The sequence below is a fragment of the Pseudomonas sp. CLCA07 genome, assembly GCF_053615335.1.
Genome location: NZ_CM132131.1, coordinates 2,980,050 through 2,997,713, shown reverse-complemented (window position 1 = coordinate 2,997,713; position 17,664 = coordinate 2,980,050). Strand labels below are relative to the sequence as shown.

16 protein-coding genes and 1 pseudogene are annotated in these 17,664 nt (G+C 58.4%); 9 read left to right on the top strand and 8 right to left on the bottom strand.

Going from position 1 to position 17,664, the window contains the following annotated elements:
- The first annotated feature begins 111 nt into the window (after positions 1-111).
- The 4 genes from pstB to ACWGZX_RS13870 all read left to right on the top strand — a co-directional run bounded on the left by pstB (position 112) and on the right by ACWGZX_RS13870 (position 3,950).
- Positions 112-945, top strand: coding sequence for a phosphate ABC transporter ATP-binding protein PstB (gene pstB / locus ACWGZX_RS13885; RefSeq protein ID WP_201184614.1), 834 nt, complete (start codon positions 112-114; stop codon positions 943-945).
- A gap of 72 nt (positions 946-1,017) precedes the next feature.
- A complete protein-coding gene (gene phoU, locus ACWGZX_RS13880) occupies positions 1,018-1,779 on the top strand; it encodes a phosphate signaling complex protein PhoU (RefSeq protein ID WP_008150055.1) in 762 nt (253 codons plus the stop codon).
- 168 nt (positions 1,780-1,947) lie between these two features.
- Positions 1,948-2,847 (top strand): response regulator, encoded by a 900-nt coding sequence (locus tag ACWGZX_RS13875; protein ID WP_452628705.1) that lies wholly within the window; start codon positions 1,948-1,950, stop codon positions 2,845-2,847.
- Positions 2,848-3,053: 206 nt separating this feature from the next.
- The gene (locus ACWGZX_RS13870) at positions 3,054-3,950 is read left to right on the top strand and encodes a peptidoglycan DD-metalloendopeptidase family protein (protein WP_452628704.1); all 897 of its coding nucleotides are present in this window, start codon (positions 3,054-3,056) and stop codon (positions 3,948-3,950) included.
- 113 nt (positions 3,951-4,063) lie between these two features.
- Here ACWGZX_RS13870 and ACWGZX_RS13865 read toward each other — a convergent pair whose 3' ends face one another.
- From ACWGZX_RS13865 to phoB, 3 genes are all read right to left on the bottom strand, one after another.
- A complete protein-coding gene (locus ACWGZX_RS13865; protein ID WP_452628703.1) occupies positions 4,064-5,404 on the bottom strand; it encodes a hemolysin family protein in 1,341 nt (446 codons plus the stop codon).
- A gap of 124 nt (positions 5,405-5,528) precedes the next feature.
- A complete protein-coding gene (gene phoR / locus ACWGZX_RS13860) occupies positions 5,529-6,815 on the bottom strand; it encodes a phosphate regulon sensor histidine kinase PhoR (protein WP_452629016.1) in 1,287 nt (428 codons plus the stop codon).
- Between the two features lie 81 nt (positions 6,816-6,896).
- Positions 6,897-7,586, bottom strand: a complete 690-nt coding sequence (phoB, locus tag ACWGZX_RS13855; RefSeq protein WP_007896474.1) for a phosphate regulon transcriptional regulator PhoB — start codon at positions 7,584-7,586, stop codon at positions 6,897-6,899.
- Between the two features lie 152 nt (positions 7,587-7,738).
- Here phoB and ACWGZX_RS13850 point away from each other — a divergent pair, with 152 nt between their 5' ends.
- The gene (locus ACWGZX_RS13850; RefSeq protein ID WP_452628702.1) at positions 7,739-8,122 is read left to right on the top strand and encodes a COG4315 family predicted lipoprotein; all 384 of its coding nucleotides are present in this window, start codon (positions 7,739-7,741) and stop codon (positions 8,120-8,122) included.
- A 191-nt stretch (positions 8,123-8,313) separates the two neighbouring features.
- Here ACWGZX_RS13850 and ubiA read toward each other — a convergent pair whose 3' ends face one another.
- Positions 8,314-9,204 carry a 4-hydroxybenzoate octaprenyltransferase gene (ubiA, locus tag ACWGZX_RS13845; protein WP_452628701.1) on the bottom strand — a complete coding sequence of 297 codons (891 nt, stop codon included), beginning with the start codon at positions 9,202-9,204 and terminating at the stop codon, positions 8,314-8,316.
- A complete protein-coding gene (locus tag ACWGZX_RS13840; RefSeq protein WP_452628700.1) occupies positions 9,204-9,755 on the bottom strand; it encodes a chorismate--pyruvate lyase family protein in 552 nt (183 codons plus the stop codon). The genes ubiA and ACWGZX_RS13840 overlap by 1 nt, the downstream gene beginning before the upstream one ends.
- Positions 9,756-9,955: 200 nt before the next feature.
- Between ACWGZX_RS13840 and ACWGZX_RS13835 the strand changes: the two genes are divergently transcribed.
- From ACWGZX_RS13835 to ACWGZX_RS13825, 3 genes are all read left to right on the top strand, one after another.
- Complete coding sequence (locus ACWGZX_RS13835) at positions 9,956-10,126, top strand: rubredoxin (protein ID WP_007942683.1); 171 nt, start codon at positions 9,956-9,958, stop codon at positions 10,124-10,126.
- A 20-nt stretch (positions 10,127-10,146) separates the two neighbouring features.
- Complete coding sequence (locus tag ACWGZX_RS13830; protein ID WP_452628699.1) at positions 10,147-11,295, top strand: NAD(P)/FAD-dependent oxidoreductase; 1,149 nt, start codon at positions 10,147-10,149, stop codon at positions 11,293-11,295.
- Positions 11,296-11,489: 194 nt separating this feature from the next.
- Positions 11,490-11,765, top strand: a complete 276-nt coding sequence (locus ACWGZX_RS13825; protein ID WP_003213368.1) for an HU family DNA-binding protein — start codon at positions 11,490-11,492, stop codon at positions 11,763-11,765.
- 221 nt (positions 11,766-11,986) lie between these two features.
- Here ACWGZX_RS13825 and ACWGZX_RS13820 read toward each other — a convergent pair.
- The 3 genes and pseudogenes from ACWGZX_RS13820 to tssI form a co-directional block, all read right to left on the bottom strand.
- A pseudogene (locus ACWGZX_RS13820) lies at positions 11,987-12,369 on the bottom strand (DUF6124 family protein).
- Positions 12,370-12,748: 379 nt separating this feature from the next.
- Entirely contained in the window at positions 12,749-13,435 is a 687-nt protein-coding gene (locus ACWGZX_RS13815) for a DUF2931 family protein (protein ID WP_452628698.1), read from the bottom strand.
- On the bottom strand, positions 13,428-16,859 hold the full coding sequence (tssI, locus tag ACWGZX_RS13810; RefSeq protein WP_452628697.1) for a type VI secretion system tip protein TssI/VgrG: 3,432 nt from the start codon (positions 16,857-16,859) through the stop codon (positions 13,428-13,430). The genes ACWGZX_RS13815 and tssI overlap by 8 nt, the downstream gene beginning before the upstream one ends.
- A gap of 234 nt (positions 16,860-17,093) precedes the next feature.
- Between tssI and ACWGZX_RS13805 the strand changes: the two genes are divergently transcribed.
- Positions 17,094-17,321, top strand: a complete 228-nt coding sequence (locus ACWGZX_RS13805; RefSeq protein ID WP_452628696.1) for a hypothetical protein — start codon at positions 17,094-17,096, stop codon at positions 17,319-17,321.
- Positions 17,322-17,664: the final 343 nt, after the last annotated feature.

Below are 17,664 nucleotides of genomic sequence, written 5' to 3'. Positions count from 1 at the left end.
AGCCAGCTCCTACAGGGATACGGCGTCAGACAAAGATTTTGAGTAAGCCGCTGGTCTGAACAACAGGCCGGGGGTTAAACGAACCGAATTTGTTAGCACAGGGAGCCTCCCATGCAGCACGAAACACATACCCACGGCATCAACATGTCGGCATTGGGTCGCGACAAACAGAGCCTGAGCCTTGAGCAGGAAACCGTGGCCATTGAAGTGCCGGGCCTGAGCTTGTTCTACGGCGACAAACAAGCGCTGTACGACGTCAGCATGAACATCCCGAAACAGCGCGTGACCGCCTTCATCGGCCCGTCCGGCTGCGGTAAGTCCACGCTGCTGCGCACCTTCAACCGCATGAACGACCTGGTTGACGGCTGCCGTGTCGAAGGCGAGATCAACCTCTACGGCAACAACATCTACCGTAAAGGCGAAGACGTGGCCGAGCTGCGTCGTCGCGTCGGCATGGTGTTCCAGAAGCCCAACCCGTTCCCGAAAACCATCTACGAAAACGTGGTGTACGGCCTGCGCATCCAGGGCATCAACAAGAAGCGCATTCTCGACGAAGCGGTTGAGTGGGCGTTGAAAGGCGCGGCGCTGTGGGACGAAGTCAAAGACCGTCTGCATGAGTCGGCACTGGGTCTGTCCGGTGGTCAGCAGCAACGTCTGGTGATCGCGCGCACCATCGCCGTGGAACCGGAAGTGCTGCTGCTCGACGAACCGTGCTCGGCACTCGACCCGATTTCGACGTTGAAAGTCGAAGAGCTGATCTACGAACTGAAATCGAAGTTCACCATCGTCATCGTGACCCACAACATGCAACAGGCCGCGCGGGTTTCCGACTACACGGCGTTCATGTACATGGGCAAACTGGTGGAATTCGGCGACACCGATACCCTGTTCACCAATCCGGCGAAGAAGCAGACCGAAGACTACATCACCGGTCGTTACGGCTAGGAAGCCTGTGGTTGCTCACTGAACTGACGCTGCGGCCCACCGCACCTTACCGGACGCTCCAAGGACGCCAACATGATTAGTAAAGAAGGCCTTACCCACCACATTTCCGCGCAGTTCAACGCCGAGCTGGAGGAAGTGCGCAGCCACCTCCTGGCCATGGGCGGGCTGGTGGAAAAGCAGGTCAACGACGCGGTGACCGCGCTGATCGAAGCCGACTCCGGTCTGGCCCAGCAGGTTCGCGAGATCGACGACCAGATCAACCAGATGGAACGCAACATCGACGAAGAATGCCTGCGCATTCTGGCTCGTCGTCAGCCTGCGGCGTCTGATTTGCGTCTGATCATCAGCATCTCCAAGTCGGTGATCGACCTTGAGCGCATCGGTGACGAAGCGACCAAAATCGCCCGCCGCGCCATTCAGCTGTGCGAAGAAGGCGAAGCGCCGCGTGGTTACGTCGAGGTTCGTCACATCGGCGACCAGGTGCGCAACATGGTGCGTGATGCACTGGACGCATTTGCCCGCTTCGACGCCGACCTGGCGTTGTCGGTGGCGCAGTACGACAAGATCATCGACCGCGAATACAAGACCGCCCTGCGTGAGCTGGCGACCTACATGATGGAAGACCCACGCTCTATCTCGCGGGTCTTGAGCATTATCTGGGTTTTGCGTTCGCTGGAACGGATCGGCGACCACGCGCGCAATATCTCGGAACTGGTGATTTACCTGGTGCGCGGCACCGACGTGCGTCACCTGGGCCTCAAGCGCATGAAAGAAGAAGTTGAAGGAACAAGCGGCGAAACCGCTAATGTTCCGGGCAAAGCTGACGATAAGTAAGACTGCCCAAGAAAAACGCCCGGTCTTTTGGCCGGGCGTTTTTGTGTGTGGTTTTCGACATTAGAAGCAGCACCCGCGAACGAAAAGTCCCGGCGTGACTGAAGGTTTTTGGCGATGTGCCATCAGCAAAACGGTAGGCTTGCCGGGATTTTTTTCGAGGGATAGTGGATGAGCAAGATCAGCGTGTTGGTGGTGGACGATGCAGCGTTCATTCGTGACCTGGTAAAAAAATGCCTGCGTAACGTCTTCCCGGGCATCCGCACGGAAGACGCCATCAACGGCAGGAAGGCTCAGGCCCTGCTGGCCAAGGAAACGTTCGACCTGGTCCTGTGCGACTGGGAAATGCCGGAGATGTCGGGCCTGGAACTGCTGACCTGGTGCCGCGAGCAAGACCACCTCAAAACCATGCCCTTCGTGATGGTGACCAGCCGTGGCGACAAAGAGAACGTGGTGCAGGCGATTCAGGCCGGCGTTTCCGGCTACGTCAGCAAGCCGTTCACCAACGAACAACTGCTGACCAAGGTCAAGCAGGCGCTGAACAAGGTCGGCAAACTGGACGCCCTGATGAGCAGTACGCCACCCAAAATGAACTCGGCCTTCGGCGGCGATACCCTGAGTGCATTGACCGGTGGCAAACCTGCCGTGGTCGCACCTGCTCCAACTGCCGCACCGTCTCGTGGCTTGCTCAACAGCCCACCGGTCAAGGTAGCGACCGCCGCATCGCCTGCCAGCGGGCGCGGCCAAGGCCAGCTGCGCTTGCCAAGTGGCATCCAGCAATGCGTGATCAAGGCATTGAGCATCAAGGAAGCGCTGCTGGTGGTTAAGCGCACCGACACGCTGCCACAAGTCCTCGACAGCGCCGTGCTCGACCTGGAGCAGGGCGAGAACGCTGAAATCGCTCGTCTGAACGGTTACCTGCATGCGGTTGTCGCCCACGAGCCGAAACCCGACAGCGACTGGTTGCAACTGACCTTCCGTTTTGTCGACCAGGATGCGCAGAAACTCGACTACATCTCCCGCCTGATTGCTCGTGGTACCGCGCAGAAGCATTTCATACCTGGCGCGTGATCTTCGTCGCCAGATAGCCCGTCTTCGCGAGCAGGCTCGCTCCCACATTGGAATGCATTCTCCTGTGGGAGCGAGCCTGCTCGCGAAGGGGCCCTCAAAATCACCACACATCCGCTGAACAGCCCATTTTGAAACATCTGCCGACTACCCGGGTCCATTGCAGCTGCTAGGCTCAATCCCAGGCCTTACTCGACAGAATCCCGCCCATGTTCTCGCGACTGCTGTTTTTCTGTGGGCTGTTCATGGCCGCCACCTCGGCGCTGGCCATGACGGTCTACAAGTCCACCAACGCCTATGGCGTGGTCTCCTACAGTGACCGCCCCACCAAAGGCGCAAAGGTGTTCGTCTTTCGGGATCGCATGGACGAGCACCTTGAGCGTCAGGTGTACCTCGTGTTCATGAAGAAGGACGGCGTGCACAGCGTGTACGTGCGCAATAACCTGTATGCACCGGTAGAGATCGGGTTGGATTTCACCGGGTTGAAGAACGTCAGCGGCGCACCGGGTCGACCTATTCGCAAGGTCTTGCCGGCGCGCAGCAGCATTCGTGTAGCGCAGCTCACAGCGAAGCAGGCTGGCAGGCCGTTGGTGTACACCCCAAGGTTCAAGTATTCCTTGGGCGACCCCTCAGGGGCCGCCGTGGGCTATCGATACCCGCTGCCCTGGCGGGGCGGTCCGTTTCGCGTGAGCCAGGGCGCCAATGGTCAATACAGTCACTTCGGGCCGAAGAATCGCTACGCCATGGACATCGTCATGCCGGAGGGCACGCCGATCATCGCGGCGCGTGGCGGGGTGGTAGTGAAAACGGAGAGTGGGCAGAGCGGGCGCGGCACTAATCCGTCGGGCAATTTTGTACGGGTACTGCACAACGACGGGACAATGGGCGTGTATTTGCACCTCAAGCGAGGTTCGGTCTGTGTGCGCGAGGGGCAGCAGGTGACGGTGGGCAGTGCATTGGGGTTGTCGGGCAATACCGGCAACAGCACCGGGCCACACCTGCATTTCGTGGTGCAACGCAATACGGGACAGGGGTTGGTGTCGATTCCGTACCAGTTCAAACAACCGGTAGGGGTGTTGCCCAACTTTGTGTTGGGCAAGCAGTGATGGATTGTCTGGCTTGACGCCTTCGCTGGCAAGCCAGCTCCTAATGGACCTGCGCATAGCCTGTAGGAGCTGGCTTGCCAGCGAAGGGCACGACGCTGAGCCGAATCAGTCTATCAATCGAGCATCAACACCTTGGCCAGAATAATCTTCGGCCCTTTCATCTTCTTGATGATGATCCGCAGGCCTTCGACTTCCAGCACTTCTTCCTCTTCCGGCACGCGCTTCAGGCTTTCGTAGACCAGCCCGGCGAGGGTTTCGGCTTCGACGTGATCCAGATCGATGCCCAGCAGGCGTTCGACCTTGAACAGCGGCGTATCACCGCGCACCAGCAGTTTGCCCGGCTGGTACGCGAGGATCCCGCGCTCGGCCTTGCGGTGTTCGTCCTGAATGTCGCCGACCAGCACTTCCAGCACGTCTTCCATGGTCAGGTAGCCAATGATGTTGCCATCGGCCTCTTCCACCACGGCGAAGTGCGAACCGCCCTTGCGGAACTGTTCCAGCAACTGCGACAGCGGCATGTGCCGCGATACGCGCTCCAGCGGACGGGTCAGTTCAGCCAGGTTGAACGATTCGGGGATGTGATCCAGCGCCGCCAGTTCCAGCAACAGGTCCTTGATGTGCAGCAGGCCGACAAACTCCTGACGCTCGCTGTCGTACACCGGGTAACGGCTGAACTTGTGGCGACGGAACATCGCCAGGATTTCTTTCAGCGGTGCGTTGAACTCCAGCGTCACCAGGTCTTCCCGGGAGTTAGCCCAGTCGACCACTTCCAGCTCGCCCATTTCCACGGCCGAGGCCAACACACGCATGCCTTGGTCACTCGGGTCCTGGCCACGGCTGGAGTGCAGGATCAGTTTCAGTTCTTCACGGCTGTAATGGTGCTCGTGATGAGGGCCGGGTTCACCCTGGCCGGCGATTCGCAGAATCGTGTTGGCACTGGCGTTAAGCAGGTAAATCGCCGGGTACATGGCCCAGTAGAACAGGTACAGCGGCACGGCGGTCCAGAGCGACAGCAGTTCGGGTTTGCGAATGGCCCAGGATTTGGGGGCCAGTTCACCGACCACGATGTGCAGGTACGAAATGATGAAGAACGCCGTGAAGAACGACACGCCCTTGACCACTTCGGCGGACTCTACGCCAACGGCGCTCAGTACCGGCTCGAGAATGTGCGCGAACGCCGGCTCACCGACCCAGCCAAGGCCGAGGGAGGCGAGGGTGATACCCAGCTGGCACGCCGACAGGTAGGCATCGAGCTGACTGTGAACGGTGCGCAGGATATGCCCGCGCCAGCCGTTTTTGTCAGCGATGGCCTCAACCCGGGTCGAGCGCAGTTTGACCATGGCAAATTCGGCCGCAACGAAAAATCCGTTGAGCAAAACCAGGATCAGAGCAAAAAGAATCATGCCGAAATCGGCGAATATTGTTGCGAGGGTCAAGCCAGGGGAAGGGTCCATGATGGAGTTTTGCGGGTTCCGTATATTTATAAAAGGGGATAAATGCGGTGCCTGAAGGGCAGGCACAAGTCAGCCAATGTAGCGGCTGACTCGGCGATTGCCTAGTGGCCTGTGCTGGCCGGTATCAGTCGGCGGTCTTGAGGACCTGCAGTTTGGTCACCTGCGCCGGCGCAAAGTGGCAGGTAAACGTACTGCCATGCCCCGGCACACTGCTGATTTCCATCCGCGCTCGGTGGCGCAGCAACACGTGTTTGACGATGGCCAGGCCCAGGCCGGTGCCGCCGGTGTTGGAATTGCGGCTGGAGTCGACCCGGTAGAAACGTTCGGTCAGGCGCGGCAGGTGTTTGCTGTCGATGCCGATCCCGGAGTCCTGCACGCTCAGATGTGCGCCTTGCTCGTCGGCCCACCAGCGAATGCGGATATTGCCTTCGGCCGGGGTGTATTTCACCGCGTTGAACACCAGGTTGGAAAACGCACTGCGCAGTTCGGCTTCGCTGCCCTTGAGCAAAATCCTCGGGTCGGCTTCAAGCGTGATGTGTTGGTTTTTCTGGGCAGACAACTGCTGGGCGTCGCTCTTGATTGACTGCAACAAGCCGTCAATCACCACAGGCTGGTTGTCCGACGGGTAATCGGTGGCTTCCAGCTTGGCCAACAGCAGCAAGTCATTGAGCAACGTCTGCATGCGCCCGCCCTGTTGCTGCATCTGCTGCAAGGCGCGGGTCCAGCGCGGATTCACTTCCTCGGCGTTGTCGAGCAAGGTTTCCAGGTAGCCGCAGATCACCGTCAGCGGCGTGCGCAACTCATGGGAGACGTTGGCGATGAAGTCTTTGCGCATTTGTTCCAGCTGATGAATGCGCGTGACGTCGCGCACCAGCATCAAGTGTTCGTTGTTGCCGTAGCGGGTGATGTACAGCTGAATGCGCACCCGATCATTGGTCGGCGACGGAATTTCCAGCGGTTCGGCGTAGCTGTCCTGCTCGAAATATTCCTTGAAGCGCGGGTGGCGCACCAGGTTGGTCACCGGCTGGCCGCTGTCTTGCGGGGTCTTGAGGCCGAGCAGGGTTTCGGCGGCGCGGTTCCACCATTCCAGGTTGCCGTCGCTGTCGAGCATGATCACCGCGTCTTTCAGTGCGGCGGTGGATTCCTGGACCCGATCGATCACCGCTTGCAGACGCCCGCGTACCCGTTGGTCGCGGCGTTGCAGGTGATAAATGCTGTCGAACACCTCGCCCCACAGGCCATAGCCGTCGGGCGGTGCTTCGTCGGGCGTGTGCTGGCGCAGCCATTCGTGCAGGCGCAGCAGTTGCTTGAGGGTCCAGGCCAGATAAATGCCCAGGCCTGCGGCGAGGCTCCAGCCGTAGTAGCCGGTAATCAGGCCGATCACCAGGCAACCGGTGACCAGTAACAGCATGTGGCGAATCAGGGTGCCATGCCAGTTTTGGTTCACGGAAACATGCGTCCTTGTCAGCTTGTCGGGCGGGTAAGGGCAGTATCAGGCCTTGGTGGAAAACCGGTAGCCAGTACCGCGCACGGTTTGTACCAGATTTTCATAAGCATCGCCGAGGGCTTTGCGCAGACGCCGGATATGCACGTCGACGGTGCGCTCTTCGACATACACATTGCCCCCCCAGACCTGATCCAGCAACTGGCCACGTGTATAGGCACGTTCCTGGTGGGTCATGAAAAATTGCAGCAGGCGGTATTCGGTCGGGCCCATTTCGGCCGGTTTGCCGTCGATGGTTACGCGGTGGCTGATCGGGTCCAGCAGCAGGCCGCCAACTTCAATCGGCGCTTCGCCATCGGTTGGACCGGCACGGCGCAGCACGGCTTTGAGGCGCGCCACCAGCTCACGCGGGGAAAACGGTTTGGTGATGTAGTCGTCGGCGCCGACTTCCAGGCCCTGGATCTTGTTGTCCTCTTCGCCCTTGGCCGTGAGCATGATGATCGGGATGTCCCCGGTCAGCTCATCGCGCTTGAGACGACGGGCCAACTCTATACCGGAGGTGCCGGGCAGCATCCAGTCGAGCAGGATCAAGTCCGGCTTGCGATCAACGATGATTGCATGGGCTTGCTGAGAGTTCTCGGCCTCCAGGCAGTCATAGCCGGCCATTTCCAACGCAACGGCGATCATTTCGCGAATGGGCGCTTCGTCGTCGACGATCAGAATGCTCCTGCCAACCATGCCTTAGTCCTCTTGTCATTTAACTGTCTTGCGCCGCATTAGATAACGGAATTATTGCAGTCGTGTGACAGTATTTTAGTTGGCCGGCGATTGTCATGATCCTGAACTAAGCTCTAATTCCGAATCCTGACAACCACAAAAGGAAGGTTTCCATGAACTACATTGCTCAATCCTGGAAGGCTTTGCTGGTCACTGCAGCGTTAACGCTGCCGACACTGGCTTTTGCCGCCGAACCAGGGAAGATGATGGGCGGCATGATGGTCGGCCAAAAGGACATGACGTTGTACACGTACGACAAGGACGCGGGCGGCAAGTCGATGTGCAACGGTGAGTGCGCCGAATACTGGCCGCCAATGATGGCGCCGGCAGGTGCCAAGGCTGAAGGTAAATGGACAGTCATCAAGCGTGACGATGGCAAGATGCAGTGGGCCTACGATGGCAAGCCGCTTTACTACTTCCAGAAGGACAAGGCACCGGGAGAAATGAAGGGTGACAAGATGAAAGATGTTTGGCACGCCGTCCGCGAGCATATGTAACGGATGTTGCGAACCTCAAGGGATCGCAACCCCGTAGCAGCTGGCGTAGCCTGCGTCGGCCGGTCCGCGCTCGGGCGCAGCAGTCGTAAATCTTGCCTGCGCGGTACATCTGAAACACCGCGTGAGCAGGCTTTACGACTGCTGCGCCCGAGCGCGGACCGGCCGACGCAGGCTGCGCCAGCCGCTACAAATCAACGCAGCGCGTAATCCAGGACAATCCCGATAAAGATCGCCAATCCGGCCCAGTGGTTGTGCAAAAACGCCTTGAAGCAGCGCATCCGGTCCCTGTCGCGGGTGTACCAGAATTCCCACGCAAAACAGCCCGCTGCCGCCAGCAAGCCGAGATGGAACCAGCCACCGAGCTCGAACTTCGATCCGGCCAGCAACAAGCAGCCCAGCGCCAAGCCTTGCAAGGTCAGGATGATCACCCGGTCTGCATCGCCAAACAGAATCGCCGTGGACTTCACCCCGATCTTCAGGTCGTCGTCACGGTCGGTCATGGCGTAATAAGTGTCGTAACCCACGGTCCACAGCAGGTTGGCGATCCACAGCAACCACGCGACAGCTGGCAGTTCACCGGTTTCTGCGGTGAATGCCATCGGCATCCCCCACGAAAACGCGGCGCCCAGCACCACTTGCGGGTAATAGGTGTAGCGCTTCATGAAGGGATAACTGAACGCCAGCGCCAAACCACCCAATGACAGCCAGACTGTTGCCGCATTCGTGCACAGCACCAGCAAAAAGCTCACACCCATCAGCAGTGCGAAGAACACCAGGGCTTCTTTGGAACTGATTTTGCCGCTGACCAAGGGCCGCTGCTCGGTGCGTTTCACGTAGCCGTCGACCTTGCGGTCCGCCCAGTCATTGATCACGCAGCCGCCGGCGCGGGTCAGAATCACGCCCAAAACGAAAATCACAACGTTGGCCAGCGACGGCGAGCCTTTCCCGGCAATCCACAGCGCCCACAGCGTCGGCCACAGCAGCAGATAAATGCCGATCGGTTTGTCCATGCGGGTCAGCTGAATGAAATCCCAGGCCCGTGGGTTCAAGCGGTTCAAGGACTTGAGCAGGCTCTGGTACATCAGCAGTTCTCCGGGTGGGCACGGGTGGCGTCCCATAAAGTCGGCAGGAAAATCTCGGCCACCAACACGCTCAAGGCGCCACGGTCGAAACGCGAGCGCCGGCCCCACAGCTCAGGTGCCCGGCATTCCTGCGGCAGCCATGCCTGAGGACAGTGACAAACCTCGATAGCGCGGCGCTGGAACGCGTGATCGCAAAACAGCAATTCCCCCAGCGAGCGGCTGCCCAGTTCGTCCATGTGCAACCCATCGCCCTGTAACGCACTGCGTGCCGCCACGCTGCGGGCAAATACCCACGCCTCGCCGTGGCCACGCAGGTACACCTCGCGCACCCAGCCCTCGCTGCCTTCGGCCAGATCCAGCGCGACACATTCGTCGGCGCGCAGCGGTTGCCAGCCTTCAAACAGCGGCGTGACGCTGAAACGGTCATTCGACAAACGGATTAACCGTCGGGTCAGGGAGCCTTCGTCGAACAGCCAGTCGAGGGTAGACGCGTCGGGGAGGGGCGTGAGTTGGCTTTGGGTGAGCCACAGCGGGGATATTGAGTGCGGCACAGTGAGTCATTATTGGCAGCAAATGAGGCGGCGAGCTTACCATGTCAGCCAGCGATTTTGATTGATCCGGGCCGCCATTGCGCCGAACAGGCTTGCATCTGCCGGGCCCGATCAGTACAAAACGCCCTGAGCCGGACGGCAGCGCTGCAACCATCGACCGTTCGCGCCGGCAATACGCCTGAATCCTGAGGATGAACCCAATGAAAAAGTGGCAATGTGTGGTCTGTGGCCTGATCTATAACGAAGCCGACGGCTGGCCGGACGACGGCATTGCGCCGGGCACACTGTGGCAAGACGTACCGGAAGACTGGCTGTGCCCGGACTGCGGCGTGGGCAAAATGGATTTCGAAATGATCGAAATCGCTGCTTAAAACAATTAGAGGAGTAAGGAATGAACGCACCTGTCGTGATCGTCGGTACCGGGCTGGCCGGTTACAACCTGGCCCGTGAGTTTCGCAAACTGGATAGCGAAACCCCGTTGCTCCTGATTACCGCCGATGACGGGCGCTCTTACTCCAAGCCGATGCTTTCCACCGGTTTCGGCAAAAACAAAGACGCCGACGGCCTGAGCATGGCCGAACCCGGCGCCATGGCTGAGCAATTGAAAGCCGAAGTGCGCACCCACACGCGCATCAGTGGCATCGATCCGGGCCACAAGCGCTTGTGGATCGGTGAGGAAGCGGTGTTTTACCGTGACCTGATTCTGGCCTGGGGCGCGGAAACCGTGCGGGTGCCGATCGAAGGCGACGCATCGGATTGCGTGTTCCCGATCAACGATCTGGAAGACTATGCCCGCTTTCGCGCAGCGGCGGCCGGCAAGCGTCGGGTGCTACTGCTCGGGGCCGGCCTGATTGGCTGCGAGTTCGCCAATGACCTGAGCCTTGGCGGCTACGAGGTGCAACTGGTTGCACCGTGCGAGCAAGTCATGCCGACCCTGTTGCACCCGGCAGCGGCGGCTGCCGTCCAGGCCGGGCTGGAAAGCCTCGGTGCACGATTCCACCTCGGACCGGTGCTCAACCGCTTGCAGCGCGTGGCTGATGGCCTGGAAGCGCATCTGTCCGACGGTCAGGTGATCCCTTGCGACGTTGTGGTTTCGGCCATTGGCCTGCGCCCGCGTATCGATCTGGCGGCCGCGGCTGGTGTGCAAGTCAACCGTGGCGTGGTCGTCGACCGTCACCTGAAAACCTCCCATGACAATATCTACGCGCTGGGTGATTGCGCCGAGGTCGATGGGCTGAATTTGCTGTACGTCATGCCCCTGATGAGCTGTGCAAGGGCGCTGGCCCAAACTCTGGCTGGAAACGCTACGCCAGTGAGCTACGGCCCGATGCCGATCACCGTGAAAACCCCGGTGTGTCCGTTGGTGGTATCACCGCCACCACGGGGCAGCGAGGGCGTCTGGACCGTCGAAGGGCAGGGCGCCGACATCAAAGTGTTATGCCGCGATGCCAGCGGAAAACTGCTCGGTTATGCCCTGACAGGCACGGCCGTCATGGAAAAACTGGCCCTCAACAAAGAGCTTCCGGCACTGCTGGCGTAAATAGCGGTCGTTCTGTCGGAATCACCCCGCTTTTGCCCCTACAAAGCACGCGCCGATACTGGCGCGGCTCTTCCGTGCGTGCCATCCTCACTCCCGTCTGCCGCAGAGTAGAGCATCTGCGGCACCTTGGGCGCTGCTCCGCAGAGAGCAGCACGGACATAACAACAAAAAACCGTCAAAGGGGCTTCACTAATATGCGTAAACCAGAACTCGCCGCTGCAATTGCTGAAAAAGCAGACCTCACCAAAGAGCAGGCCAACCGCGTTCTCAACGCCGTTCTCGAAGAAATCACCGGCGCTCTGCATCGCAAGGACAGCGTCACGCTGGTGGGCTTCGGTACCTTCCTGCAACGCCACCGCGGTGCCCGCACCGGCAAAAACCCGCAAACCGGTGAGCCCGTCAAAATCAAGGCCAGCAACACTGTTGCCTTCAAGCCAGGCAAATCGTTGAAAGACAGCGTTAATCCGTAACACGCACCGACTCCCGCATAGCGGGTGAGCGGGACAAAAAAATGGGCACGCCAACGAGGTTGGGTGCCCATTTTTTTATGGTCGCGAAGGTCATCCGGTCGCCTACGGATCGGACAACGCATGACCATTGTAGGAGCCGGCTTGCTGGCGATAGCGGCTTATCAATCAACATTGAAGTCGCCTGACACACCGCCATCGCCAGCAAGCTGGCTCCTACAGGGTCACGTTTGCTTGGCGATTATCGCCGCCATCTCCGGCTCATCCAGATGATCCAGCGCTCGCTCCACCAACAAATGCACCCCGTCGGCCATGCGGCTGAGCGCCAGGGCTACGGAGCGTTGTGGGCCGTCCACATCGTCGGCGAGGTCGGCGGCGATGGCGCTGATGGACCGAGAGTCTTCCGACGCGTTGGCGAGCAGTGCATCAGTGTTGATGTCGGGGCAAACGCTGAGAGTTGGCCTTTGCGTTTCGGTGGTTTTGATTTGGCTGGCGGAAAGTGGTGGTCGAGGGCGCGCTCGGCGGCGTCGTTTAGCTTGTTTGAGTCGGGGCTTTCGTAGGGGGAGACCGGATCGGTGTCCGGTGGGTTAGGTGTGACCTTGAACATGTCTTAGCTCTCTCTGAATGAGGCTGCGACCGGTCCGCTACTAAACGAAATGGAGGCAGCTGTACGCAGGTTAGTAGACCGACGAGCTAAGAAATCGGCGCGCCCGAGGGCGCCCTACGCACAGCTACCATCAAGCGCAGGGTTGAGCCCCTGACTGATGAGTACTTGTACGACTTAACTACGACGGGCTACTAAACCCGATCACTGATGGGCAGTGACAGGAACCAAGTTACCGACCGGCCGAAAGGCGCACAAGCCGGCGGATTCTGGCGTAGCCGTAGGCAACGGCGCAAGGAGTTGTAGCTTGCAGGACGTAACCTTGAGGCGTTTTAAACGGGCGCTGTCGGGGGGTGTTTAACCATCGAAATTGTTGGCACTCCTACCAACTGCCATAGGGGATTCCGAATTTGTCGATATAGGCTTTGGACTCCTCCAAAAGGGGGTAATAGGCGCCGCCTGACTGTCCCCTGTATGGGCCTTCCGGGCTGATCGTGCCTTGGACACGGGTGACCTCGATCGCCGTCAGACAGGATCCTTCTATCCAGACTTTGGCGATACCTCCAGGGGCCAAGCCCACCACCAGCAGTTCTCGATAGTCCGTTATGACCTTGCCGTCAAATGCGCAAAATACGTCCTCGCGTTTACGCATTAACTGTCTGACTGATTCAGTAATCTCGATGTAGGCTTCATAGGTTTGTGGTTCGGCCAAAGACTGCCAGCGTACGTACACCAGACGGGGCAGATCAGCGCCCGTTACATGCCGACCCTTTCCTCCTGGATTTTCTCGCCACCCCGCTGGTTTACCTCTGAACTCAGACGGTACGCCTTTGCTCAGCGCGCGTGGATACCCCATAGCGGGTATGCCGCTGCCCGCACCCCGGAACAGCCGCTCATTGATATCAACGACATCCGCAGTTTCGATCCAGGCTTCCATATAGTCGGGCGTAAAAAAATTCAGGCTCCAAGCGTCGTAAGGTAACGATCTGCTCTCGACAGAAGTACATCCTCCCAAGAACGCGGTTAGCAGCGCAAAGCCTGCCTTAAGCAGGGATGAGCGCTTACGCATTGGGATGCACCACGCGTTTATGGTTTTCGGCGGGTCGATCGATAAATACGATGTTCAGGTCACTGTTGTTCCAGCCTTTGACAGCATTCCAATTGGCAGATAGATGAATGTAGCGTTGATAGAGCAACTCCTCCTCGACCACGCTCAAGCCCGTACTGCGACTTTCGCCCAGCGCATAAGTCATCAGTTTTTGCGCGATGGTTAGGAGCTCCTCGGGTAAAGCTAACTTTGGATCTTTATCGTTGATAACGCGAAAAGGTACGTCATTTTTTGCTGCTAACTCGCGCATGATTCGCAGGTAAACCAACGCCAGATCGTTGCGCACAGTCCGCTCGCTGCGGACCGCTGCATAGACATTCTTCAGCTTGGATCTGTCACCCTTTACGTTGCTAGTAATCTCTACCGCCCAGGTTTTCACCTCCAGTGTAAGCCCCCACAAATTGAGTTGATCTTGAAGGCGTCCAAGCTCTTGCTGAGCCCAACGATAGGCGTTTGATGCTGTAGAAGGCTCGTAAAGTTCCATGTCGCGGCTGCAGCGCGGCTTGCCAAGCAGAACTCGTTCAATGAAGTTTGGTATATACCCTCCACCCAAGTCGGAGTGGGCGCCGGGCAGCTCGATATCAGCAGCGCCGGCGCTGTTGAGTGAGAAGTTGTGGCGGTGTTCGTCCCGAGCCACCAGATGGACGACCTTTTTTGCCACATCGGGCGCTAGATACAAGTCAACACCGGGGTTGTTGGCGCCGTGGACGCTAAAGTCACCGTCAGCCATGTTGGCTACTGCCGCAACGGTGTCGAAGATGCCGATAAAGTTGATAAAGACATCCGTATTGGCGCGCCAGTTAAAGCCCTCAACAAAACCGGGAGTATCTATAAGGGCCGAAGCCAGAATACTTTGGTTGCCCTTCATGACTTCATTCGCGAAGTGCCGAGCCGCGGCGGCACCTCGACTGAAGCCAAAAACATCGAACTCCACTCGCTCAATTTTTCGTTCAGGGTTGATCAGCTGAAACCGCCGAAGCTTTTGTCTTATGAGTGAGGGACTTTGCTCTACTCTCGCCAGCACGCCATGGGCGCCTGCGCCGGTCGCTAGTGAAAAAGGTGAATCCTCTTCACCACTGCTAGTACCGATGCCAGCCAGATAAACGGGGATGAATCCTATAGTTTCGTCATCAGCCAGTTGCCGCTGACCATCATCGGCGTACAGGGTATACAGCTTCGCCACATTACTCGTGTCATCCCCATAACTGCTATCTGGCTTATTCCCCATACCGTCATACCCATACGCCTGACAAAACTGCTGAATATCTTCCGCCTCCTCCATCAAATTCACATCCCGCGCATAACACCCAGCCACCATTTCACTGTTGGATCGGTTATTCCCGGTCCCATCAAAGAACACCCCAATCCGCAAAGTAATCCCTTCTTCCTCGACTTCTTCCTCCTCTTCCTCCAGCTCATCCAATTCATGCTCTTCCGATGGCGCGAGCGCGGGCTCAGGCGCGACAGATACCAACAACCCCGCCGCTGCCCCCTGCAGTAACGTATGTGCCGCCGAACCCGGCTTTGGAGAGCCACCAACCTCAATCGCGCTACTACTGAAAATACCGTCGGCGTTGAGCACGATGTGCTGACCGCCAACCTTTATGGAAAGGCTCTCACCCGCATCTATCACAAGGTGTGTGCCTGCTTTGATGTGCACGTGCTCACCGGCTTCGACAACCAGCGTTTCATCGGCTCTTGTGTGGCTGTCGCCAGAGACATGCAGGTAGTCGTTGCTGCTGACCTGGATTTTTCGATCCGACGTCACAGTGAGGTGCTCTTCAGCCCCCAGCACCGTAATACGGTCACCCTTGATGGTGACGCGACGCTCATGGCCTACCTCCAGCCGACTGTCATTTACGACCTTCTGCTCCATATCCCGCTGCGCCCGCAGGTAAATCAACTCCTGCCCGGCGCGGTCTTCAATCGACAGTTCGTTGTAACCGCCTGTGCTGGGGGAGCTTTGGCTGCGCAGCACAGTTTTGGTTTTGTTCTCGGGCAAGGGGTAGGGCGCGGGCATGACCTTGTTGATCAGGCAGCCGGTTATCAGCGGATTATCGGGATTGCCTTCGAGGTAGGTGACGAGGACTTCCATGCCAATACGCGGAATGGTCACCGTGCCAAAATTGTCCCCCGCCCAGCCGGACGCCACCCGCACCCAGCAACTGCTTTTTTCGCTGTTGTACTCAGCTCTGTCCCAATGGTGTTCGATTTTGACGCGACCGTATTCATCGCAGTAGATCTCTTCACCGACAGGTCCGGTGACGCGAGCGGTCTGGCAGTTCAGCATCGGCCTCGGTGCCGGCATTGGTGGCCGATAAAACACGTCCCACGGAATCGCGCTAAAGCTGTTCTGGTAGCCCTGGGTAAAACCGTCCTCGGGTTCGGTGGAGTTTGTGACTGACTCTTCGAGCACCGAAGGCTGCTTTCCAGAATGGGTAACACTGAGCAGCAGCCATAGATCGTTGTACGTTTCGTGTGGGTGTTCCCTCAGCCCGAAAAAGTGGCCACTGCGCAGAGTTGGCTGGTCGCTTTCACCTTCTGCCAACTGATAATCGACTCGGTGCCGTTCCAGTGCCTGTCGGGCCAGTTGTTTACCGAGTTTTTCACTTTCCAAATAGAGCGGGTAACCATAGTCTTCAAGCTCGGGACTGAACTCAGCGGTAAAGCGAGTTTCCAGCAACCGACTGGGGCGGTTCAGGTCGTAGTCGCGGCGGGTGACTATGCTGGGGCGGGTGCTGAAACCCATGGAGAACTGACTGACCGCCGGATGCTCCGCCACCATGCCGGAGTCTTGCCGATACGGCGTTTCGCCCAGCTTGGGAAAGCAGGTCTGGTCGTCGGTGAACAGCAGCAAATGGCCTTCCCGAGAATGCTGGTGATGCCACGCGATGCCGTCCTCGGCGCACAGGCGCCGGACGAACTCGAAATCATTTTCGCGGTATTGCGTGCAGTATTCGCGCTTGGGACTTGTCTTGACGTGGAAGGTAAACGCATCGGCCTGAATGCCATGCCCCTCGAGTACCTGAGCGATGATTTGCGGCACCGTCTGGCCCTGGAAAATCCGCTGATCGTGGCTGAACTGCAAGCAGTACAGCGCCGGTGCCAAGTTCACGCTATAGCGGGTCAGGCGCTTGCCAGGATCGCCCACGGACACCTCTACGACGTGGCCATGAATGCCTTCGCCGTTAAGGCCGAATTGCAAAAATGCAGGTTGGTTGAGCAGGCTCTCCAGATCGATATCCGGGTCCTCGCTGACCAGATCGACCTTAATGGAATACAAGGCGCTGATGGTTTCAGTGCCTTCAAATGCCAGCACTTTGAAATCGTTGCGAACCGTTGGGATCACAAGGGTGAATTGAGGGGTATTAGCGGGTGCGAACATGCGCTTATCCTTTTGCTTTGTTAGCTCATCCTTGAGCTGAAAGAAAAAACATTGCGACACCCGACCGAGCCTGGTCCGAGCGATTCGCAGGAGCCAGGAACGCTAACAACGCGCGGATGGAAATGATGTAAGAAGAGTCCCGAAGCCGTGTGCGTAACTTCCCGTATTGCCAAATGTTGCTTCAACGAGCGAAGCAGCGGAACACTAAACGTCCTACCAGACCGGCTGATTGAAATGTCGCTCGTTCTACCTGCCCAATTCCGTCGGCAGATCAGCCAGGCGTTCCGCATCAGTGCAATCACGAGTGCCAGTCACAGCCAGCAATTGCCCTCTTCGACGCGCAATGTCCTGCAGCTGTTGAACTCGACGACTACGCTGCCAGGTAATCCACTGGATCAACTCTGCGTGCCCTTGCTGATCCATCATCCGCATAAAACGCAGTTGCCATTGCGCGCAGACTGATGTGTAAAACCCTGTGCGACGCTGCAAATCGGGCGCACTTTCGCCATTGATCATCCCTTGAGCAAAATCCAGGCAGTGTTCCGTAGGACCCATTCGTGACAGTTCTGTGGCCTGTGACAGGCTCAACGTACTTGAGCAGCCATAGCAGTAAAAGCCAAGGCGCGGCTGATCGACACGCTGCATATGGAGTGAGTCACACCGCGAGCAAACCGCTTGTTGTGTCGTCAGTAAATGCTTCAGGACACTCAGGAATGTCTGGGCCTGGGCTGCGATATGCGGCGGCGGTGTGAGGTCGGTTCGATCCTGTCGCGCAGACCACCAGTGGTACAACGTCGGGAACTCT